This is a genomic window from Actinoplanes italicus (genome assembly GCF_003001815.1).
GTDB classification, from domain to species: Bacteria; Actinomycetota; Actinomycetes; order Mycobacteriales; family Micromonosporaceae; genus Actinoplanes; species Actinoplanes italicus.
The window spans coordinates 87,375-108,581 of the sequence record NZ_PVMZ01000009.1; the positions used below are offsets into that span (position 1 = coordinate 87,375).

Sequence of the window (21,207 nt, forward strand, 5' to 3'; positions counted from 1 at the left end):
CGAACCCCACAAGATCTGCCGTACCGATGAGCGACGGCGCGGCGCGGCGGCGGGGCGGCGGGGGCGGCGGGGGCGGTGCGGCGGCGGGCGGCGGGCGGCACGGCGGGTCGGCGGGTCGGGGGTGGGCGGGGCACCCGGCCACTCCGCGCCGTAACCAATCGACAGCGATCCTCACAGATCTTGTGCGCTGACCGTCGTCCGCGCTGCCTTGTCCGCCGATCTTGTGACTTTTCGGTCAGACGTCCTGCCGCAAACTCACAAGATCGAGGGGTGGGTGCGCGGCGGCTTCCGTTTGACACCGATTGACGCCAGCCTTTGTGGATCTTGCGCCCTGGTCGCCGTTCGTGCTGCTTCGCGCCTCCCCTGCTCGCAAATCTTGAGCATCAAACGTCGCTCAGGGTGACCTTGAAGGACTGTCGCCGGCTAGGCACGCATTGACGTCCAAGAATGACCGGCCGTTGAAGAAGCCGGTCCTTCATGCGTTCAGGGGGATCGCTTTCGCCCAAGATCCGCGGGCGCGGTGGCAAGGGATCCCAAGGCGGGGTGGGTGCGGATGTGCGGGGTGCCGGGGTGCGAGGTGCCGGCGGGGTGCGGCGTAGGTGTGGACGCGCGGGGTGTGGGGCGGGGTGGATGCGGACGTGCGGGGTGCGGACGGGCGAGGAGCGGACGGGGGGGTGCGGCGAGGTGCGGACGCGCGGGGCGGGGGGAGGTGCACGCGCCGGGTGCGGCGTAGGTGTGGACGCGTAGGTGTGGACGCGCGGGTGTGGGACGGCGTGGGTGCGGCGGGGACGACGGAAGCGTGATCGCCGGAGGTTAGGGTGTCCTCACTTCGGGAGGAAGCGGGTCCATGAGCGTTCTTGGACGGGCGCTGCGGCGCCAGCGGGGGCGGATCGCCGCCGGGGTGGCGCTGCTCTGTCTGCATCAGACGTCCGAGGCCCTCGTCCCCGTGGCGATCGGGCTGGTCATCGACCGGGCGGTGGCCACGTCGGACACCGGCGCACTGCTGGTCTCGCTGGCGGGGCTCGCGGTGCTGTTCACGGTGCTGGCGTTCGCCTGGCGGATGGGGTCGCGGTTCGGCAACGCGGCCGGCGAGCACGAGGCCCACCTGATGCGGGTGGAGATCGCCGGGCGGGCGCTGGATCCGCGTGGTCAGCGGTCGGGCCTGCGTGACGGCGAGTTGCTCTCGGTGACGGCGTCGGACACCGAACAGGCTTCCGAGATCGTACGGGCCGGCGCGCTCATGGTGGCCGGCTGCGTCGCGCTCATCGTGGCCGCCGTGTCGTTGCTGCTCGTGGAGCCGCTGCTCGGCATCGGGGTGCTTCTGGGCGTACCCGTCGTGGTGCTCGGTCTTCAATCTCTCGCGCCGCTGCTGACCCGCCGTAGTGAGGCCCAGCAGGCGGCCCTCGCCGCGACCACCGCCCTCGCCGTGGACCTGGTGACCGGCCTGCGGGTGTTGCGCGGTCTCGGGGCGCAGCATCACGCGGCCGGTCGTTACGCGGCGGCCAGTGGTCGCGCGCTGACCGACACGCTGCGGGCCGCCGACACGAAGGGCCTGCATCTGGGGCTGACGACGACGGTGAACGGTCTGCTGCTCGCGGTGATCACCGGGTTCGCCGGCTGGTTCGCGCTGCAGGGCCGGATCACGGTCGGTGAGCTGGTGGCGGTGGTCGGGCTGGCGCAGTTCATCGCCGAGCCGGTGCAGCTGCTCGGCTTCTGCGTGCAGATGTGGGCGTCGGCGCGTGCCTCGGCGCGACGCGTCGCCCGGGTGCTGGAGGCGGAGCCGATGGTCACGCCGGGCACTGCTGACGTCCCGGCGGCGGGCGCGGCGGGTGTTCCGGCGACGGCTCCGCCGAGGGTCAGATTCGAGGGCATCGGGTACGGCGGACTCGGTGATCTGCGGCTGCGGCTGGACGCGGGGGAGATCGTGGCGGTCCTCGCCCACGAGCCGCGGGACGCCGACGAGCTGCTGGCCCTGCTGGCCGGTACCGTGCCGCGGGACGGCTACCGGGGCTCGGTGGAGATCGACGGCGTGCCGCTGGAGAAGCTGTCGCTGGACGCCGCGCGGGGTGTGGTGCTGGTGGAGCGGCACGACGTGACCCTGTTCGAGGGCAGTCTGCGCGCCAACATCGCGGTGTCCGGTGCCCTGCCGGACGCGACGATCCTGGCGGCGGCGAGCGTGGCGGCCGCCGAGGACGTCCTGACCGGTGGCCTCGATCACGAGCTGGTGGAACGCGGGGGGAACCTGTCCGGCGGGCAGCGCCAGCGTGTCGCCCTGGCCCGGGCGCTGGCCGCGGACCCGCCGGTGCTGGTCCTGCACGACCCGACGACGGCCGTCGACGCGGTGACCGAGGCGTTGATCGCGGACCGGCTGGCCACCGCCCGGTCCGGTTCGGTACGCGCCACGCTGATCGTCACGAGCAGTCCCGCGCTGCTGCGGTCGGCACACCGGGTCGCGGTGCTGGACGGCGGCCGGATCGTCGCCGAGGGGACACACGACGAGCTCGTCGACACCGACGAGCGCTATCGGGCGGCGGTGCTGCGATGAGTGGAATCCTTCCGGTCGCCGGATCGCGGGAGACGTGGCGGGTCTTCGGCGCCGAGTTCGCGCGGCTGCCCGGCCTGAGCGTGGCCGCGGTGGCGCTGCTGGTCGGTTCGGCGGCGAGTGGGCTGGTGGCGCCGTGGGTGTTGGGCCGCCTGGTCGACGACGTGATCGCGGGCGCCGGCACGGACCGGGTGCTGACGCATGCCGGGGTGATCGCGGGGGCCGCGGTCGTCGGCGGTGTGCTGACCGCGGCCGCGGCGGCGGTGTTCGCGCGACTCGGCGAGACGGTGGTGGCCCGGCTGCGGGAGCGGGTCGTGGATCGGGCGCTACATCTGCCGTCGGCCACTCTGGAGCGGACCGGCACCGGTGACCTGGTGGCCCGGGCCGGCGACGACGTGGCGCTGGTCGCGAACGCGCTGACCGGCGGTGGGCCGGTGCTGGCCGGTGCGGTGCTGTCGGTGGTGCTGACGGTGGCCGGGCTGTTCGTGCTGGACTGGCGGCTCGGGCTGGCCGGTCTGGCCGCGGTGCCGGGGTATGCCCTGGCGATGCGCTGGTACCTGCCGCGGTCGGCGCCGTTCTACGCGCGGGAGCGGATCGTGGCGGGGGAGCGGTCGCAGGCGATGGCGGGCGCGCTGCACGGGGCGGCAACAGTCCGGGCGTACCGCATCGAATCGGACCATGTGCATCGCATCGCGGATCGTTCCGCGGCTGCCCGGGATCTGTCTCTGGAGGTCTTCAAGCTCTACACCCGGTTCAGTTCGCGGATCAACCGGGCCGAGTACTTCGGGCTGGCGGCCGTGCTGGTCGCCGGGTTCCTGCTGGTCCGCCATGATCTCGCGACGGTCGGCGCGGCGACGGCGGCGGCGCTGTACTTCCACCGGCTGTTCAACCCGATCGGTCTGCTGCTCATGGAGGCGGACACGATCCTGCAGGTCAACGCGTCGCTGGCCCGGCTGGTCGGCGTGGCGTCCCTCCCCCGCGACTCGGATGTCTCGGACGCGCGCCCGGAGGGCCGTGGGCTGAGCGTCGTGGTCCGGGAGCACCGCTACGACGACGGTCCCGTCGTGCTGTCCGACGTGACCCTGCGTCTCGCTCCGGGGGAACGGGTGGCCCTGGTCGGCGCCAGCGGAGCGGGCAAGACCACCCTCGCGGCGATCGCGGCCGGCATCATCGACCCCGCCGACGGAGAGGTACGCCTGGGCGGCACACCGCTGTCCGAGCTGGGCGAGATCCGTACCCGCCGGGAGATCGCCCTGATCAGCCAGGAGGTGCACGTCTTCGCCGGTCCGCTGGCCGAGGACCTGCGCCTGGCCCGCCCGGACGCGACCGGCGCCGAGATGGAGGCCGCGCTGGACCGGGCCGGCGCGATGGGCTGGGTGCGTGCCCTGCCGGACGGTCTGGACACCGAGGTCGGCGAGGGCGGGCACCGGCTGACCGCGGCGCAGGCGCAGCAGCTGGCACTGGCCCGGCTGGTGCTGGCCGACCCGGCGGTGGCGGTGCTCGACGAGGCGACCGCGGAGGCGGGCAGCGCGGGCGCGCGGGACCTGGACCGGGCCGCGGCCGCTGTGACGGAGGGCCGTACGACCCTGATCGTCGCCCATCGGCTCTCCCAGGCCGCGGTCGCCGACCGGATCCTGGTGCTGGATCACGGGCGGGTGGTGGAGGAGGGCACGCACGACGAGTTGCGCCGGGCCGGGGGCGGTTACGCCCGCCTATGGACCGCGTGGGGTCATTAGGTTAGGTTCACCTAACTATGGCGAACTTCAAGATCCGCAAGCCGGTCGATCCCCACGTGTTGCTGCTCGAGGTCACCAAGAGCGAACGGATCTCGCCGAACGTGGTCCGGGTGACCTTCGGCGGTGAGGGGCTCGGCAAGTTCACCCCGCTCGGGTTCGACCAGTGGTTCCGGCTCTTCCTGCCCCGCCCCGGCCAGGACTCGCTGAAGCTGCCGACCCGCACCTCCGGCCTCTGGTACGCGCAGTACCTGGCCACCGCCAAGCCGAAGCGCCCCTACGTGCGCAACTACACGGTCCGGGCGTACCGGCCGGACGGTCTCGACGTCGACTTCGTGGTGCACGTGGACGCCGGCGGGCACAGCGGCCCGGCCAGTGCGTTCGCCCTCGCCGCGAACCCGGGCGACCAGGTCGGCCTGCTCGACCAGGGTGTCGGTTACCACCCCCGGTCCGAGCACGACTGGACGCTGCTGGTCGCCGACGAGACCGGCCTGCCCGCGGTGGCGGGTGTCTGCCAGTCCCTGCCCGACGACGCCAAGGGTGTGGCGATCGTCGAGCTGCCGTCGCTCGATGACCGGCAGGAGTTCCGGGTGCCGGCCGGTGTGGACCTGCGCTGGGTGGCCCGTGAGGACCCGGCCGGCGTGCCGGGCCGGCTGGCACTGGAGACGCTGCGGGCCGCCGAACTGCCGTCGGGCTCGGTCTACGCGTACCTGGTCGGTGAGTCCGCGCTGGTCACCGGTGGCCGCCGGCACCTGGTCGAGGACCGCGGGGTGGCCAAGCAGCAGATCGACTTCATCGGCTACTGGCGCCACGGGCACGCCGCTATGTGAGCCGGATCAGCCCCGGTTGAGCAGGCGCATCGCGAGTTGACCACGCGGGGCAGACCGACCGCTCGGCGGGCACCCCGCCGACCTCCATGATCCAGCAGCCGGGGATGCCGCGTGCGGCGGCGATCAGCACGGCGTCGCCGCGCACCAGGTTGAGCGCGCCGATCGCGGCCTGGAGCAGACTGGTGACCGTCTCGTCGCGGGTATCCACGAGAACGTCGAGCGAATCGGCCTCGAAACCGGTCATGAGGGTCCACGATCCTTTTCCGTACGGCCGGGGGTGGCCGGTCGGGGAATTGTGCCGCGGCACGGGTGCGCGCGGGGTCGTACCTCGGTTGCCTGATGGTTGCGGGCCGTCACCGGGGGAGAGTGACCGTGAACCGGGTGCCGCCACCCGGCCCCGGCTCGGCCGCGATCGTGCCGCCGTGCGCCTCGACGATCGCCTTGGTGACGGCCAGCCCCAGCCCGGTCCCCTTGATCTTGCGATCCACCGCGGTGCTGGCCCGGAAGAACCTGGTGAACAGCTGCGGGTACTGCTCGGCCGGTATGCCGATGCCGGTGTCGGTCACGTCGACGATCACGGCCTCCCCGGTGGTCCGCGCGCCGACCGTGACGGTGCCGCCCGCCGGGGTGTACTTGATCGCGTTGGAGAGCAGGTTGTCCAGCACCTGGCGCAGCCGGGCCTCCTCGCCGGACACCATCGGCAGCGGTCCGATGTCGGTCGCCAGAGCGACCTGGGCGGTGATCCGGTGCTCCTCGACGGCCTGGCGCAGCAGACGGTCCAGGCGCAGCGGCCGCGGGTCGAGCAGCGTCGGCCCGGCCTCGAACCGGGCCAGGTCGAGCAGATCCTCGACCAGGTGCAGCAGGTGGGCGCTGGTGCGCTCGATGGCGGCCAGCTCGGAGCGGCCGGCGAACTCCGGTTCCTCCAGCAGCGAGTCGGTGTACGCCGCGATGATCGCGATCGGGTTGCGCATCTCGTGGCTGACGACCGCGACCAGCTCGTCCTTCATCCGGTCCAGTTCACGCAGGCGGCGTACCTGCTCCTGTTCCCGTTCCAGCAGCGCCTCGCGCCGGTCGGCCAGTTCGCGCCGTTCCGTGACGTTCGTGGCGATCCCGTCGACGTACAGCGCATCGCCCTCGAGCCGCGGGAAACCGCGGCACCAGATCCAGCGGGTGACGCCGTCGAACCCGATGAACCGGCATTCGAACTCGGCCGGCCGTCCGGCGGCCACCTCGTCGTGATAATGCTGGAACTGCGGCAGATCGTCGGGGTGGATGTGCTCCGACATCACGTTGGCGAGGGTGTCGGCGGGCGGCAGCGCGCCACCGAAGACGCCGCTCTCGCCGGGGCTGACGTACAGCATCTGCCAGCGATCGGGCGTGTCGTACCGGACGCTCCAGACACAGTCGTTGACCAGCTCGATCACCCGGTCGAAGTCGCGCCGGGCGGAGGCCAGCGCCAGGGTCAGGTCCTCGGCGCGGCGGCGCTCCACGTACCGGCCTATCTGCGCCGCTATGTCGCGCAGCACCGACAGGATGTCGTCGTCGCGGGCGACGCCGGTGTCGGAGAAGAACGCCAGTGCCCCGGCCACCCGGCTGCCCGAGTGCACCGGCATGCCGATCGCGGCCCGCAGCCCCAGCCGGTGCCCCAGCGGCAGCCGTCCCGGGTCGGTCAGGTCGCCGAGCAGGTCGTTGCTCCAGATGTCGGCGCCCCGCTCCCAGACCGCGCCGGGCACGCCCTGGCCGATGCTGAACGAGAGCGGTTCGTCGCCGGTGAAACCGGCCAGGTCGACACCGGCCCGGCTCCACGATCCGGCCCGTACCATCTGATGCCGTTCCTCGTCGACCTCCCAGTACTCGGCGCACACCCAGCCGAGTTCGGCCGCGACGGCCATTGCCGAGGCCATCGCCGCGTCCCGTGCCGAGACCGCCTCGGACAGCGCCTGCGCGACCGCGTGCCGGCAGCGGCGCAGCATCTCGGCCCGGTACGCGTCGGTGATCTCGTGCATGGCGACGACCGCCCCGAGCCGCCGCCCGTCGGGGGTGTCGATCGGCCGCGCGTTGGTCAGGAACCGGCGTGGCGGCCGGTCCTGCGCGCACACCACCGTCTCCTCGTGCTGCACCGCCTCACCGGCGTAGGCACGGGCCAGCGGTGTCACCTCCAGTTCCGCCGTGGTGCGCCCGACCATCCCGTAGATGTCGCGCATCGCGGCGTTGAACAGGGCCAGCCGCCCGTCGCCGTCGCACGCCGCGACCCCGGTGTCCAGGCTGTTGAGCAGCGCCTGCAGGAACGCCCGCTCCTGTCGCAGCTCGGTACGGGCGGTGGTGCGCGCCGTGATGTCGTGCAGGAACGCGTGGAAGATCGGCTCGCCGCGCTCGTGCTGCAGCTGCAGTGTCATCTCCACCGGGAACTCCCGGCCGTTGCGATCAATCGCGGTCAGCTCCAGCCGGCGCCCGGCCAGCTCGGAGAACCCGGTCCGGCGTACTCGCGCCATCCCGGCGTCGTGTGCGTCACGCAGCGCCGACGGGATCATCAGCTCGGTGGCGCGCCGTCCGAGCGCCTCGTCGGCCGGCCATCCGAACAGCCGTTCGGCCGCCCGGTTCCAGGCCGTGATCCGGCCGTCGCCGTCCATCGACACGAACGCGTCGTGGGCGCAGTCCAGCACCGCACGCAGCCGGGCCGCGGTACGCAGCGCCTCGTCGCGCTCGTCCCGCAGCGTCGTGTCCGGAGCCGGGATCAGGTCGTTGTGTCGCGCCATCACCGAAACCGATCGGCAACCGAGCGCCGCCGCTGAGGCGTGACCGCGGTCTCATTACATCGGGAATTATCGATCCCTGCTTCCGGTTGAGCGGATCACGAGAGGCCGGCAGGGCAACTCGGCGGAGACAGAAAGAGTGATCAGAATGAGCCAGCAGAAGATCATCGCGGTTGTCGGCGCCACCGGTGCCCAGGGCGGCGGACTCGTCAAGGCGATCCTGGCCGACCCGTCCGGCGACTACGCGGTCCGGGCACTGACCCGCGATACCACCTCGCCCCGCGCCCAGGAACTGGTGAAACTCGGCGCCGAGGTGGTGCAGGCCGACAACTACGACGAGGAGAGCCTGGTCAAGGCGTTCACCGGGGCATACGGCGCCTTCCTGGTGACGAACTTCTGGGCGCACATGTCGGCCGAGAAGGAGCTCGAGGAGGCCGGCAAACTGGCGAACGCGGCGAAGCGTACCGGCGTCAAGCATGTGATCTGGTCGACGCTGGAGGACACTCGCGACCACATCCCGGTCGCTGACGACCGCATGCCGACCCTGCAGGAGAAGTACAAGGTGCCGCACTTCGACGCCAAGGCCGAGGCGGACGGCCTGTTCACCGCGGCGGGCGTGCCGACCACGTTCCTGCGCACCACCTTCTACTGGGAGAACCTGGCCAACGGCTGGGGCGCCACCCGTGACCCCGAGGGCGTGCTCACCCTGAGCCTGCCGATGGGGGAGAGCCGGCTGGCCGGCATCGCCGTCGATGACATCGGCAGGACAGCGTACGGCCTGTTCAAGGCGGGTCCGGCAGAGTACGCCGGGCGTACCGTCCACATCGCCGGTGAGCACCTGACCGGCGAACAGATCGCGGCCGGGCTGTCCCGCGCGGTCGGCGAGCCGGTCGTTTACCGCCCGTTGACCCACGACGCCTACCGTGACCTCGGCTTCCCCGGCGCCGACGAGGCGGGCAACATGCTCCAGTACTACACCGAGTTCGAGGACTACTTCACCGGCGTCCGCGACCTGACCGAGGTCCGCAAGCTCAACCCCGAGCTGCAGACGTTCGACCAGTGGCTCGACGCGAACGGGAGCACCATCCCCACCGCATGACATATCAGGAGTAACCACCGCATAGGATGCGGCCGTGCACATCCGGGATCTCACCGCACGTTGTCTGGCCGCCGTCGGCGCCCCCTGGTTCAGCATCGCCGGATTCACGGTCATCGCGGTCAACGCGGCGTGCCTCGGCCTGGAGACCTACTCCGGGGTCGAGGCCGCCGCCGGTCCGTACCTGCGCCTGATCGAACACCTCTGCGTCGCCGGTTTCGTGCTCGAACTGCTGATCCGCTTCGGCGCCTCCCTGGACCGCCCGTCCCGCTTCTTCCGCGACGGCTGGAACCTCTTCGACATCGCGATCCTGGTGGCCCCGCTGCTCCCCGGCGTCCGCGAGAACGTCACCCTGCTCCGCCTGCTGCGCCTGGCCCGGATGGTCCGCGCGTTCCGCCTGTTCCCCAGCCTCCGGGTGATCCTCGTCGGCATCCGCCGCAGCCTCCCCGGGCTCGGCAGCTTCCTGCTGATCACCGCCCTGGTCATCTACGGCTACGCGATGGTCGGCTGGATGCTCTTCGGAACAGCCCAGCCTTTGCGGTACGGGACGGTCGGCCAGGCGATGCTCAGCCTTTTCCTGCTGCTCTCCCTCGACGACATCACCAACATCCTCGCCGACGGCCGCCAGGTCACCGCGTGGGCCGTCCCCTACTACGTCTCCTACATGGTCGCCGCCTGCTACCTGCTCACGAACCTCCTGGTCGGCCTGGTCCTGACCGCCCTGCAGGAGGCCCACGAGGCCGAGCGGGCGGCGGCCCGGGGCAAGGAGAGCGGCCGGCCCATCCCGATCGACAGCACGGCCCATGTCCAGATCACCAGGCTCCGTGAGGCGTTGGACGCGCTCGAGGCCCAGCTTCAGACCCCCGCCGGCGTCACGCCTCCCCAGATCCCGTCGCCGGCCTCCCGCTCGGCGGCACCTCTCCCTTAAGACCTCCTTCGGGTACGCCCACAGCCCACCCACCACCTCACCCGCCGTCGCCGCCCATCGCCTCACCCACCGCCGTCGACCGCCCGCCGTCGTCGACCGCCCGCCGTCGTCGACCGCCCGCCGTCGTCGACCGCCCGCCTGCCCGCAGCCCGCAGCCCGCAGCCCGCAGCGGATCTTGTGGGGTTGTGGTTGCTCCGACGGCCGAAGGTCGCAAGATTGCCGGCGGGTCCTTCTGTCTGGCACCTCTTGCGGGCCGCTGTCCGCCCGCCTGCCCTCCTGCAGCAGATCTTGCGGGGTTGTGGTTGCTCCGCTGGCTGAAGGGCGCAAGATTGCCGGCCGTCCATCCACCCAGCCGCCACCTGCTCTCCGCCGCGACTTGCCGCCCCCGCCCCGCCTGGCTCGCCCGACCCGCCCGGCCCGCCTGCTCCGCCTGCCCCGCCTGTTCCGCCTGCCCGCGTGGATCTTGTGGGGTTGTGGTTGCTCCGCTGGCTGAAGGTCGCAAGATTGCCGGCGGGTCCTTCTGTCTGGCACCTCTTGTGGGCCGCTGTCCGCCCGCCTGCCCTGCCTGCAGCGGATCTTGTGGGGTTGTGGTTGCTCCGCTGGCTGAAGGTCGCAAGATTGCCGGCCGTCCAACCACCCAGCCGCCGCCACCCCCGCCCGGCTTCCACCCGGTCGTCTGTCGGCCCACCCGCCGGCCGGCCTTGCTCGCCTGCCTGCCTGCGGCCGATCTTGCGGGGTTGTGGTTGCTCCGCTGATTGAAGGTCGCAAGATTGCCGGCCGTCCGGCCGTCCACCCACTCACACAGCCGCCACCACTACCCGCCACCACTACCCGCCACCACTACCCGCCACCTGCTCTCCGCCGTGACTTGCCGCCCACCCGGCCCGCCCGCCCGCCCGGCCCGCCCGCCCGGCCCGCCCGCCCGGCCGGCCCGCCCGGCCGGCCCGCGCACCCGGCCCGCGCACCCGGCCCGCCCACGGCCTGCCTGCCGGCCTGCCGGCCTGCGTGGATCTTGTGGGGTTGTGGTGGCGCTGACGGCTGAAGGTCACGAGATCTGTATGGAGGGCTTTGCGGAGGTGGTGGCTTTGCTGGAGGCAGCCGCCGAATGCCGAAGGCGTAGGAGGCTAGCCTCCTAGGAAAGCTAGGGGCGGTACAGTGCCTGGGCGTGACTGATACTCCCTTGATCACGGTGGCTGGGCCGGGTGATCGGCAGCGCATCGTCGACTCGCTGGTGGCGGCTTTTCCGGGTGACCCGGTTCTGCGGTTTCTCTTTCCGGATGACTATCCGCGGCAGGCTGCGGCGTTCTTCGGGTACCTCTTCGACAAGCGGGTCGGCAAGGGCACCGTCTGGACCGTCGACGGTGTTGCGGCGGCGATCTGGGAGCCGCCGTCCGGTGGTGACGACCCGGCGGACGGGATCGATCTGCCGGCGGATGCCGGTGCGCGGATGAAGGAGTACGACGATGCCGTGCACGCCGCTCTGCCTGAGGATCCGTTCTGGTATCTGGGTGTGCTCGGTACCCGTCCGGAGGCTGCCGGCCGTGGCTGGGGCAAGGCGCTGATGGCCGCTGGGCTGCGTCGCGCCGCTGAGGATGGGCTGCCTGCGTACCTGGAGACCAGCAAGCCGGCGAACGTGGATTTCTACCGCCGGGCGGGCTGGGAGGTGGCGGCCGAGTTCGACGCGCCCCTGCACACGTGGGTCATGAGACAGCGACCCGCCGCGCCTGCATCCTGAAACAGCGACCCGGCGTGCCGGGTAGGGCGAGGCGCCGTGGTGCGAGGTTGGGCGGGGCGAGGGCTGCCGGGTCAGGTGGCGGGGACCTTTTCGGTTAGGGAGACCGTTCGGGTGGCGGTCCACCAGAGGCCGGTGATGAGGAGCAGTTCGCCGATGTTGCCGCACCAGAAGGCCAGGGCTCCGAGGGCCGCCGCCACGAACATGGCCACGGCGCCGGCCAGCAGCCAGGGCTGGCGAGCGCGGACCTGCAGGGTGATGCCGATGCCGATGAGGACCAGGATGGTGATGACGGCGGGGATCGGTGCGCCGTGCGAGGCGGCGTTGGTGTAGCGGAGCGTGTCGGCGTAGTGGGTCGGCTGCAGGTCGAGGCCGATGATGTCGAGGTAGATGCCGGCGATGATCAGCGCGACGGTCAGGAGGCCGAACGCGGCCGGTGCGGTGCGGCCGGCCAGGGCCCGGACTCCGTGGCGCCGGCCGAGGCCTACGGCGACCATGATGAGCAGGGGTACGAGCAGGGCGTGTGTCACGTACCGCGGGATGGAAAGGGTTTTCAGGGTTTCGCCCTCGCCGATCGTGGAGCCGATCGCGACTGCGGTGTTGTCCCAGATCAGCGCGAGGATCACCAGGATGAGCAGGGTGAACGCCCAGTCCGGCTGCCGTCGGCGCATCGTGATCACGAGGGTGAGCAGGACGGCTTCCGTGACGGCGATCAGTCCGAACAACGTGCTGAGCATCCCGGCCCCCTGTTCCATTGAGGGAAACGACGTTCCGTAAACGTAGGTGGCGCGTCCCCGGGAGGCAAGGTTCCGGCGCAATCTACAAGAGACCGGCGACCGGCACGGAGCCGGCCGCCGGACCACATGAAGCCGCGACGCGAGAAGCCGCGACGCGAGAAGCCGCGAGTAGAGGAGAGGCGAGTAGAGGAAGAACAGCGCGGTCCGCCCACGGGTGACGCTGTACTGCGCGACCAGCCCGGCGGTGACGACGATCTGGACCGTCCGCGGGAACCGCCGCCGCCCGGCGACCGCCCCGGCGGCGATGGCGGCCGAGATCCAGTCGGTCGTGCCCATCGGCCGGTCCTTCGGCGGGCCGCGGTGCGCGAGTAGATGAACAGGGCGAATGCGAGCAGGGCGGCGGCGATCGTGGTGTCGACGGCGGTCGGGTGGCGGGCGGCGCGGGCACGTAACCCGGCCCGGCGGTTCTGCGTGATGTCGCTGGCCATGGCCCGTTCCGCGGTAGTGCGGGGGCGTCCGCGCGGCGTCGTTCATCGGCGGTAGTGAGGCCTACCGCCGAAGGAGTAGTAACCCGGTGTTCTCATGCTATTCACAGGATTCATCGAGGTTGCTCTGTCCTTGATATCCCTAGATATTGGGGCATGAGGTCCCTTCGCTCGTTCAACCGGTACGAGATCAAGTACCTGGTGCCCAGCGATCAGATCCCCGCGCTGCGGGACGAGATCGCCGCCCGGATGGATGCCGACAGTCACGGCGCCGAGGGCGGGTACGGGGTGTGGAGCACCTACTACGACACCCGTGACCTGCGGTTCTACTGGGAGAAGATCGAGGGCCTCAAGTTCCGGCGCAAGTTGCGGGTGCGTCACTACGGCGACCGTACGAACGTCGGCGACGACACCGAGGTCCACGTCGAGATCAAGCAGCGGGTCAACCGGGTCACCCAGAAGCGGCGGGTGTCCATGCCGTACCGGATGGCGCGCGAGTTGTGTGACGGTCGCCGGATGGTGGAGCGCGACCCCTCGGAGCGCGCCTTCGTCGAGGAGGTGCTCGAACTGATCTCGCTGCTCGACCTGCGGCCGGTCGCGATGACCGGCTACCAGCGGGAGGCGTTCGTCGGCCGCGACGCCGACGTCGGACTGCGCGTCACGCTCGACCACCGGGTCCGTGGCCGGGACCGGGACTTCGACTTCGCCGCCGACGCCGAGAACCGGCTGATCGTCCCGGCGCGGCTGTCGGTGGTCGAGTTCAAGGCCAACGAGCGGGTCCCGTACTGGCTCACCGATCTGGCGGCCCGGATGAACATGTCGGTCGTCCGGGTCTCCAAGTACTGCCAGAGCGTCGAGGCCTTCGGCCGGGCGCCGCGCAGCATCTTCCACATCCCTGAGAACATCGCCGAGGAGCGCCATGCCCTTTGAAGTACAGGACCTGTCCGGCACGTTCAGTGTCGGTGACATCGCCATCGCGTTGTCGCTGTCGTTCCTGCTCAGCGCGATGATCGCCTGGGTCTACCGGTTCACCCACCGCAACGTGTCGTACTCGCAGTCGTACGTCCAGACGCTCGTGATCCTCGGCATGCTGATCGCGCTGATCATGCTGGTCGTCGGCTCGAACATCGCGAGGGCGTTCGCGCTGGTCGGCGCGTTGTCGGTGGTCCGGTTCCGCAACGCCATCAAGGAGACCCGGGACGTAGGTTTCATCTTCCTGGTGATGGGTGTCGGCATGGCCGCGGGCACCCGGTTCTACACGCTCGCCATCGTCGCCGCGGTCACGATCAGCCTGATCATCGTGGTGATGTACCGCTTCAACTGGTTCGCGTCCAATGTGCAGCGGCAGGTCGTCAAGGTGCAGGTGCCGCCGGACGGCAATTACCCGCAGCACGTGCAGGACGTGCTGATCACCCTGACCAGCGAGTTCGAGCTGATCAGCATCGAGTCGATCCGGGGCGGGGCGCTCACCGAGCTGATGTACACGGTCCGGTTGAAGAAGGGCACCGAGCCGAGTGAGCTGATCGCCAAGCTGGGCGAGCGCACCGGCGGGCAGCGGGTCACCGTCCTGACCGGGTACGACCAGACGGACCTGTAGTGAGGCGCCGGTTGGTCCACCGGATCCCGGTACGGATCCGTCACTACTGGAGACTGCTCGCCACCTGCGCGGCCACCCTGGTCGCGTTCGCGGTGGTGTTCAGCACGGTCCGGGTCGCGCCGCTGGTCACCAGCGGCGGACGGGAGGACGCCGACAGGGTGACGACCGACATCGCCGGCACCGTCGACCTGTTCGACGCGTCGAAGGCGCACACCATCGGGCTCACCTTCCACGACGACGACTACCAGCGGGTGCTCGACGCCTTCTGGGACGAGAACGAGAAGGAGTATCTGGAGGCCGACCTGGTCATCGACGGGACGACCGTGCCGAGTGTCGGCATCCGGCTCAAGGGCAACTCGACGCTGGGCGGCGTCACCCGCGACGGCCAGTCCCGCCAGGGAAGCCGCGGTGGCGGACCCCCGGGCGGCGGCGGGTTCCGGGCCGGCGGCGGCATGGGCGGGCCGATGGGCGGGCGCGCGTCGCTCAAGGCCGAGGAGCCCGAGACGCTGCCCTGGCTGATCCGCTTCGACGAGTTCGTCGAGGGCCGCCGCTATCAGGGCCACCGTGAGGTCGCGGTCCGGGTCGGCGGCATGGGCGGCGGGGCCGCGGTGCTCAACGAGGCGGTCTCGCTCGACGTCCTCGCGGCGGCCGGTGAGATCACCCAGCGGTACGCGTACACGAGTTTCGCCGTCAACGGCCGGCCGGCCACCGCCCGGCTGATCGTCGAGCACCCGGACGACGAGTTCGCCGACACCGTCGCCGAGGCCACCGGTCACTCCGGGGTGCTGTACAAGAGTCTCGCCAGCAGCCAGTTCACCGATCAGGGTGACGATCCGACGGAGTACGCCGACGACTTCAAGCAGATCAACGCCAAGGGCAGCCAGGACCTGCAGCCGGTCATCGACCTGATCCGGTGGGTGAATACCGCGAGTGACGCCGAGTTCGACGCCGGCCTGGACGAGCATGTCGACGTGGACGCGTTCGCCCGCTACGTCGCCACCCAGAACCTCCTGGTCAACTTCGACGACATGGCCGGGCCGGGCCGCAACTACTACCTCTGGTACGACCTGGACGCCAAGCGGTTCACCGTGGTCGGCTGGGACTACAACCTGACCCTGTCCGGTGACGCCACCCAGGATCCGGCGGAGTCGGTGAGCATGGGCGGCGGCATGCGCGGCGGCGGCTTCCCAGCACCGGAGGGCGGCGGCTTTCAGCCGCCCGAGGGCATGGAACGGCCTCCGGGCGGCGGCTTCCGCAGCGGGCACAAGCTCAAGGAGCGTTTCCTGGCCAGCGCGGCCTGGAAGGACACCTACCGGTGGGCGTACCGGGAGCTGTACAACAAGATCTACGGCAACGCCGCGGCCCTCAACAGGATCAAGGAAATAACCGCGGTCATCGGTACGGTCCAGGGCGCGAACGCCGAGGCCACGGCCACCGAGGCGTCGAACCTGAGCACGCTGATCCTCCAGCGGACGCAGTACCTCGCCACCCACGAGATCATCACCGGGTGACCGGAATCCGGCCGGCTGCTCATGGCCCCCCAAACAGCAGCCGGCCGGGTTCCGCGCCGACCGTCGGCAGGCTCCGCCCGTACCTTAGGAGATCTTGGGTTGATCCAGCCCGAGCAGGCGGTCGAAGAGCCCGAAGCGGAACACCACCGTGAGAGTCAGGTACCAGAGGATCAGCGCCGGCAGCACCACGAGGAACACCGGCTTGGAAGGACCCATCAAACCGAAATAACTCCATAACCCGGGTACGCAGAGAACCGCGCTGAACAGCACCGACAGTCCCAGCACCAGCAGGGCCGGCCGTCTGTCGCCGGTCGGTGCGGTCCACGCCGCGAAGACCCGCGAGCGCGGTGCCAGGAACAGGATCAGCAGGAACGACGCGAAGCAGAAGAACGTCGACAGGCCGGTCTGCGCCAGGATCGTGGCCGAGGCCGTGGTGAAGTCGGCGTCCACCCCGTACCGCAGCCCGGTGTTCTTCTCGAACTCGTGGATGATCCGCCCCGGCGTGCGGCCGGAGCCGAATCCGTGCGAGATCAGGGTGTAGAGCGCCGTGTAGATGGCCGTGCCGAACGTCGCCGTCACCACCGACGCGGGCACCACGAACCGGACCAGGTTGCGCGGCATGTGCGGGTCGGGCCGGTCGGGGGTCGCCCAGAACGTGAGGAACACCGTCGGGATGCCGACCGTGAACAGGGTCAGCCCGACCTGCGTGGGCGAGTACGGGAAGCCCAGCTGCAGCATCGTGACGGCGAGGATGACCAGGCCCTGGCTGGCGACCCGCGCCAGGAAGACGTACAGCGAGATCCCGATCCCGTTGATGATCCGCCGGCCCTCGTGCTGCGCCGGTGGCAGCGCCGCGAAGTCGTCGTCGACCAGCACGATGTCCGCGACGTCGCGGGTCACCGCGCTGCCGCTGCGCATCGCGACGCCGACGTGCGCCTGCTTGAGAGCACGCGCGTCGTTCACCCCGTCACCGATCATCGCGACGTAGCGGCCCTGCCGGCGCAGTGAACGGACGATGCGTTCCTTGTGCTCCGGCGCGACCCGGCCGAAGACCGCGGTGCGGGCGACCAGCCGGTCCAGCGCCGGATCGTCCAGGTCGTCCAAGTCGGCGCCGGGCACCGGGTCGGACGCGGCCACGCCGGCGCGGGCGGCGATCGCGGCCACGGTCCGCGGATCGTCGCCGGACAGCACCTTCACCTCCACGCCGTCGGCGCGGAACCGGGCCATCGTCGCCGCGACGTCCTCGCGCAGCTCGTCGGCGAGCACGGCCAGCGCGACCGGAGTGAGCATCGGCGGCTCCGGCCGGCCCGCGGCGTCGCGCAGCCCTGCGTCTGGATCCTCGGCCCGGGCCAGCAGCAGCACCCGCATCCCACGCCCGGCCCGGTCGGCGACCTCGGCTGCCGGCACCTGCTGCCGCAGCCGGCCGGCCAGCGCGTCCGGGGCGCCGAGCACCCACGTCCCCGACTCGGTGACCATGCCCGACCAGCGCAGCGACGACGAGAACGGCACCTCGTCGCGGACCTCCCAGACCGGCCCGCCCAGCGATCCGGCGATGGCCAGCGCCGTCAGGTTCGGGGTCACGGCGTTGTGCGCGAGCCCGCCGAGGGCCTCCGCCGACTCGGCGTACTCGTGTCCGCCCAGCGGCACGATCTCCTCGAGCGTCAGCTGCCCGGTCGTCAGGGTGCCGGTCTTGTCGGTGCAGACCACGTCCACGTTGCTGATCGACTCGACGGCGTTGACCTGCTGCACCAGCGCCCCGCTGCGTGCGATCCGGACCGCGCCGGCGGTGTAGGCCAGGGCGATGAGGAAGAACAATCCATACGGTACGAGCCCCGACAGCACCGCGGTGATCTGCACGACCCGCAGCACACTGAACCCCTCGAGGAACGCCTGCGCCAGGATGCAGCCACTCATCAGCACGGTCAGCGCCATCACCAGCCGCACGATGAACTCGATGCTGCGCTGCAGCGGCGTCCGGTCGGTGGTGGCCCGCCGCGCCTCGGCTGTCAACCGGCCCGCATAACTGTGCACCCCCACGTCGCGGGCCTGCTGATGACCGTCGCCGGCCACGCAGAGGCTGCCCGAGCGCAGCTCGTCACCGGGGTGCTTGACCACCGGGTCGGACTCGCCGGTCAGCAGTGACTCGTCGGCCTCCAGCCGTCCGCCGTCGAGCAGCGGCCCGTCGACCACGATCTGGTCGCCCGGCCGGACCCGGACCACGTCGCCGCGGACCACCCGGTCGGGCGCGATCTCCACCTCGCGGCCGTCGCGGACCACCAGCACCCCGGACCGGTCCAGCAGCTGCAGCCGGTCGAGCTTGCGTTTGGCCCGGATCTCCTGGGACGCGCTGATCACCGCGTTGATCAGGCCCAGGCCGACGCTGATCAGGGCGTCGCTGTACCGGCCGAGGCTCAGCAGGGCGGCGCCGATCACGAACAGGATCAGGTTGAAGAACGAGAAGACGTTGGTCCGCAGGATCTCGGCGTACGACCGGGACCCGCCCTGCACGGCGGTGTTCGCCTCACCCCGCCGGCGCCGCGCCTCGGCTTCCGCACCGGTGAGCCCTTCGGCCGGTGCGAGCATCACCTGTTCCATCAGATCGCAGCCCCCGACCTAAAGGTACATATCGGTCAAGGGGTGGCGATCTGAATCGCCGTCATTCGTAGTGACACCGGCAGGCGATGATGGTGATCTCACCGGGTTCGACGGCGTACACCATGCGGTGCGTCATCCATCCGCCGGGACCGGAGTCCGGCGAGATTGTCGCGCAGAACCTCGGGGTCTCGTCCGGGCGCTGTTCGGGGAGGCGGAACCCGAGGGCAACCTGCCGTTCGGCGTCCCGTCATCGACGGCCGCCGCCGAGGCGGGCCGACCCGGCGTCCCGTTCGGCACCGACCGCCCGACGTTCCGTTCCGGACACGGTCTGCGCTACTGAAACCCCAGGTCGTGAGTGGATTGGAGGTGCCAGCCGCACCCGGGATCCGCCCGCACGCATTTGCTCGTCTGCGCAGCGCCGGTACGCCTTCCGGCATTAACCTGCGCGCCGCCCGCCACTCCTAGCGTCGAGTCGATCACGCCCGGCCGCGCCTGCTTCCCCGAGCGGCGCCCCTGCGTAAGCGAGTCGACATGCCTGCACAACCGGATGTCAGCGTCGTCATCCCGACGTGTGGCCGTCCACATCTGGCCGTCCGGGCGGTCGGCAGCGCCCTCGCCCAGACCCACCGCGACCTCGAGGTCGTCGTGGTCGTGGACGGCCCCGACACGGACACCACCGACGCGCTCGCCGCCATCGGCGACGACCGGCTCCGGGTCGTCGTCCTGCCTGAACAGGGCAAGGCGCCGAACGCCCGCAACGTCGGCGCACGGGAGGCCCGCGGCCGGTTCGTGGCGCTGCTCGACGACGACGACGAATGGCTGCCCGGCAAGATCGAGGTGCAGCTCGCCCTGGCCGCCGGGTCCGACGCGAAGTTCCCGATCGTCGCGACCCGGCTGATCAACCGCACACCCCGCGCCGACTCGGTCATGCCACGCCGGCTGCCCGGTCCCGGCGAGCCGCTCAGCGAGTACTTCACCGTCCGGCGCGGCCTGTTCTACGGCGACGGCTTCATCCAGACCTCCACCATCATGGTCCCGGCCGAGCTGCTGCGCCGGGTGCCGTTCACCGTCGGCCTGCGCCGCCAGCAGGAACTCGACTGGGCGCTGCGGGCCGTCCGCGAGGACGGTGTGGAACTGCTCTACGCTCCGGAGCCGCTCGTGCTCTGGCACCAGGACGAGGATCGCGACCGGATCAGCCTGCAGAACCCGTACGACGAACAGCTCGCCTGGCTGCGCGACAGCCGCCACCTGTTCACGCCACGGGCGTACGCGGCCTTCACCCTCAGCGTGATCAGCTCGATGGCCGCACCCGGCCGCCAGGGCCGGCACTTCCGCGAACTGCTCACCGAGGCCCGCCGCCACGGCCGCCCCGGCACTCTCGACTACCTCACCCACCTGCAGATCTGGGCGCTCCCGCCGACAGTGCGGGCCCGGCTGCGCGACCTGGTCGTGGGCCGCCGCACCGGCCCGGTCACCACCGACGCGCCACAGCCGGTCGATGTCGCCTGACCCGGCTTCCGCTGCCGGCCGGCAGCGGGTCGCGATCTGGCGCAGCGCGATGCTGCTCGGCTCCGAGACGTTCATCCGTGGCCAGGGCGACGCGCTGACCCGCTGGACGCCCACCTACGTCGGCGCCACCCGCATCACCTCGGCACTGTCGCGCCCGGACGACGTGATCGCCTTCCCCGACGGCCCGGCCGGCCGTCGCGAGTTCCTCGGCCTGCGGCTCGGCGGCACCTCACCCCGGCTGCGCGCCGTCCTCGGCCGGATCCGGCCCGGCCTGGTGCACGCCCACTTCGGCGGCGACGGCTGGCTGGTCAGCCGCACCGCCCAGCAGCTCGGCGTGCCGCTGATCGTCACCGTCCACGGCCACGACGTCACCCGTCAGCCGCAGAGCCCCGGCCTGCACGGTCTGCGTTACCGCCGCAACCTGCGCGCCGTCTTCGACCGGGCCGCCCTCGTCATCGCCGTCTCCGACGTCATCCGCGACCGCGCCGAGGCGTGCGGCGCCGACCCCGCCAAGATCCGTGTGCACCACACCGGCGTACCGGTGCCGGCCACCCCGCCGATCCTGCCGAAACGCTGGGACGTCGCGTTCGTCGGCCGGTTCGTCACCAAGAAGGGCGTCGACGACCTGCTCACCGCCCTGTCCCGGATCACCGCACCGAAACCGCGGGCCCTGCTCATCGGCGACGGGCCGCTGCTGACCGACATGCGGGCCCTCGCCGAGCGGCTCGGCGTCGATGCGACCTTCGTCGGAAGCCAGCCACCCGAATCGGTGCAGCGGCACCTCGCCGAGTCACGAATGCTCGCCTGCCCGTCGAAGACCGCGCCCGACGGAGACACCGAGGGCCTGCCGACCACGATCCTGGAGGCGGCCGCCCTCGGCCTGCCCGTCGTGGCGACCCGCCACAGTGGCATCCCGGAGGCGGTGCTCGACGGGCGTACCGGCCTGCTCACCCCGGAGGCCGACCCGGCGGCGCTCGCGGCGTCGATGTCCCGCCTGATCGGCGACGCCGACCTGCGCCGCCGCCTCGGTGCACAAGGCCGCGAGCACGTGACCGCCCACTTCGACCTGAACACCCAGACCCGCGCCCTGGAGGGCCTCTACGACGAGGCCCTCACCCACCACACGGCCCCGGCCCGCCGCTGATCCCCGGACCGGGGC

The 21,207-nt window shown here is 71.1% G+C and carries 15 protein-coding genes; 11 read left to right on the forward strand and 4 right to left on the reverse strand.

The window, feature by feature from the left end; genetic code table 11:
- Positions 1-847 precede the first annotated feature (847 nt).
- From CLV67_RS22490 to CLV67_RS22500, 3 genes are read left to right on the forward strand one after another with little or no spacing between them, the layout of a single operon-like run.
- Positions 848-2,545, forward strand: coding sequence for an ABC transporter transmembrane domain-containing protein (locus tag CLV67_RS22490; protein ID WP_106321503.1), 1,698 nt, complete (start codon positions 848-850; stop codon positions 2,543-2,545).
- Entirely contained in the window at positions 2,542-4,278 is a 1,737-nt protein-coding gene (locus tag CLV67_RS22495; protein WP_106321505.1) for an ABC transporter ATP-binding protein, read from the forward strand. Before CLV67_RS22490 ends, CLV67_RS22495 begins: the two co-directional genes overlap by 4 nt.
- A gap of 17 nt (positions 4,279-4,295) precedes the next feature.
- On the forward strand, positions 4,296-5,105 hold the full coding sequence (locus CLV67_RS22500; RefSeq protein ID WP_106321507.1) for a siderophore-interacting protein: 810 nt from the start codon (positions 4,296-4,298) through the stop codon (positions 5,103-5,105).
- Here the strand turns inward: CLV67_RS22500 and CLV67_RS22505 are convergent.
- Both CLV67_RS22505 and CLV67_RS22510 read right to left on the reverse strand, forming a co-directional pair.
- Positions 5,098-5,349 (reverse strand): hypothetical protein, encoded by a 252-nt coding sequence (locus CLV67_RS22505; protein WP_106321509.1) that lies wholly within the window; start codon positions 5,347-5,349, stop codon positions 5,098-5,100. The genes CLV67_RS22500 and CLV67_RS22505 overlap by 8 nt on opposite strands.
- Positions 5,350-5,458: 109 nt before the next feature.
- Positions 5,459-7,861 carry an ATP-binding protein gene (locus CLV67_RS22510; RefSeq protein WP_106321511.1) on the reverse strand — a complete coding sequence of 801 codons (2,403 nt, stop codon included), beginning with the start codon at positions 7,859-7,861 and terminating at the stop codon, positions 5,459-5,461.
- A 145-nt stretch (positions 7,862-8,006) separates the two neighbouring features.
- On the opposite strand from CLV67_RS22510, the gene CLV67_RS22515 reads away from it, so the two are divergent.
- From CLV67_RS22515 to CLV67_RS22530, 3 genes are all read left to right on the forward strand, one after another.
- Positions 8,007-8,957: an NmrA/HSCARG family protein gene (locus tag CLV67_RS22515; protein ID WP_106321513.1), complete on the forward strand. Its 951-nt coding sequence runs from the start codon at positions 8,007-8,009 to the stop codon at positions 8,955-8,957.
- Between the two features lie 34 nt (positions 8,958-8,991).
- A complete protein-coding gene (locus tag CLV67_RS22520) occupies positions 8,992-9,882 on the forward strand; it encodes an ion transporter (protein WP_106321515.1) in 891 nt (296 codons plus the stop codon).
- Between the two features lie 1,165 nt (positions 9,883-11,047).
- On the forward strand, positions 11,048-11,617 hold the full coding sequence (locus CLV67_RS22530) for a GNAT family N-acetyltransferase (protein ID WP_106321517.1): 570 nt from the start codon (positions 11,048-11,050) through the stop codon (positions 11,615-11,617).
- A gap of 71 nt (positions 11,618-11,688) precedes the next feature.
- On the opposite strand, the gene CLV67_RS22535 is transcribed toward CLV67_RS22530, so the two are convergent.
- Positions 11,689-12,687: a hypothetical protein gene (locus tag CLV67_RS22535; RefSeq protein ID WP_106321519.1), complete on the reverse strand. Its 999-nt coding sequence runs from the start codon at positions 12,685-12,687 to the stop codon at positions 11,689-11,691.
- A 305-nt stretch (positions 12,688-12,992) separates the two neighbouring features.
- On the opposite strand from CLV67_RS22535, the gene CLV67_RS22540 reads away from it, so the two are divergent.
- From CLV67_RS22540 to CLV67_RS22550, 3 genes are read left to right on the forward strand one after another with little or no spacing between them, the layout of a single operon-like run.
- Positions 12,993-13,766 (forward strand): polyphosphate polymerase domain-containing protein, encoded by a 774-nt coding sequence (locus tag CLV67_RS22540; protein ID WP_106321521.1) that lies wholly within the window; start codon positions 12,993-12,995, stop codon positions 13,764-13,766.
- Complete coding sequence (locus CLV67_RS22545; RefSeq protein ID WP_106321523.1) at positions 13,756-14,433, forward strand: DUF4956 domain-containing protein; 678 nt, start codon at positions 13,756-13,758, stop codon at positions 14,431-14,433. The genes CLV67_RS22540 and CLV67_RS22545 overlap by 11 nt, the downstream gene beginning before the upstream one ends.
- Entirely contained in the window at positions 14,433-15,944 is a 1,512-nt protein-coding gene (locus CLV67_RS22550; RefSeq protein WP_106321525.1) for a CotH kinase family protein, read from the forward strand. Before CLV67_RS22545 ends, CLV67_RS22550 begins: the two co-directional genes overlap by 1 nt.
- Before the next feature lie 84 nt (positions 15,945-16,028).
- Here CLV67_RS22550 and CLV67_RS22555 read toward each other — a convergent pair whose 3' ends face one another.
- Positions 16,029-18,539: an HAD-IC family P-type ATPase gene (locus tag CLV67_RS22555; RefSeq protein ID WP_106321527.1), complete on the reverse strand. Its 2,511-nt coding sequence runs from the start codon at positions 18,537-18,539 to the stop codon at positions 16,029-16,031.
- A 531-nt stretch (positions 18,540-19,070) separates the two neighbouring features.
- Here CLV67_RS22555 and CLV67_RS22565 point away from each other — a divergent pair.
- Positions 19,071-20,048, forward strand: coding sequence for a glycosyltransferase family 2 protein (locus CLV67_RS22565; protein ID WP_106321529.1), 978 nt, complete (start codon positions 19,071-19,073; stop codon positions 20,046-20,048).
- Positions 20,038-21,192, forward strand: a complete 1,155-nt coding sequence (locus tag CLV67_RS22570) for a glycosyltransferase (protein ID WP_106321531.1) — start codon at positions 20,038-20,040, stop codon at positions 21,190-21,192. The genes CLV67_RS22565 and CLV67_RS22570 overlap by 11 nt, the downstream gene beginning before the upstream one ends.
- The last annotated feature ends 15 nt before the right edge of the window (positions 21,193-21,207 follow it).

Coding starts and splice junctions, on each gene's coding strand:
- CLV67_RS22490 (WP_106321503.1), top strand. CDS start 848: ATGAGCGTTCTTGGACGGGCGCTGCGGCGCCAGCGGGGGCGGATCGCC.
- CLV67_RS22495 (WP_106321505.1), top strand. CDS start 2,542: ATGAGTGGAATCCTTCCGGTCGCCGGATCGCGGGAGACGTGGCGGGTC.
- CLV67_RS22500 (WP_106321507.1), top strand. CDS start 4,296: ATGGCGAACTTCAAGATCCGCAAGCCGGTCGATCCCCACGTGTTGCTG.
- CLV67_RS22505 (WP_106321509.1), bottom strand. CDS start 5,349: ATGACCGGTTTCGAGGCCGATTCGCTCGACGTTCTCGTGGATACCCGC.
- CLV67_RS22510 (WP_106321511.1), bottom strand. CDS start 7,861: ATGGCGCGACACAACGACCTGATCCCGGCTCCGGACACGACGCTGCGG.
- CLV67_RS22515 (WP_106321513.1), top strand. CDS start 8,007: ATGAGCCAGCAGAAGATCATCGCGGTTGTCGGCGCCACCGGTGCCCAG.
- CLV67_RS22535 (WP_106321519.1), bottom strand. CDS start 12,687: ATGGGCACGACCGACTGGATCTCGGCCGCCATCGCCGCCGGGGCGGTC.
- CLV67_RS22540 (WP_106321521.1), top strand. CDS start 12,993: ATGAGGTCCCTTCGCTCGTTCAACCGGTACGAGATCAAGTACCTGGTG.
- CLV67_RS22545 (WP_106321523.1), top strand. CDS start 13,756: ATGCCCTTTGAAGTACAGGACCTGTCCGGCACGTTCAGTGTCGGTGAC.
- CLV67_RS22555 (WP_106321527.1), bottom strand. CDS start 18,539: ATGGAACAGGTGATGCTCGCACCGGCCGAAGGGCTCACCGGTGCGGAA.
- CLV67_RS22565 (WP_106321529.1), top strand. CDS start 19,071: ATGCCTGCACAACCGGATGTCAGCGTCGTCATCCCGACGTGTGGCCGT.
- CLV67_RS22570 (WP_106321531.1), top strand. CDS start 20,038: ATGTCGCCTGACCCGGCTTCCGCTGCCGGCCGGCAGCGGGTCGCGATC.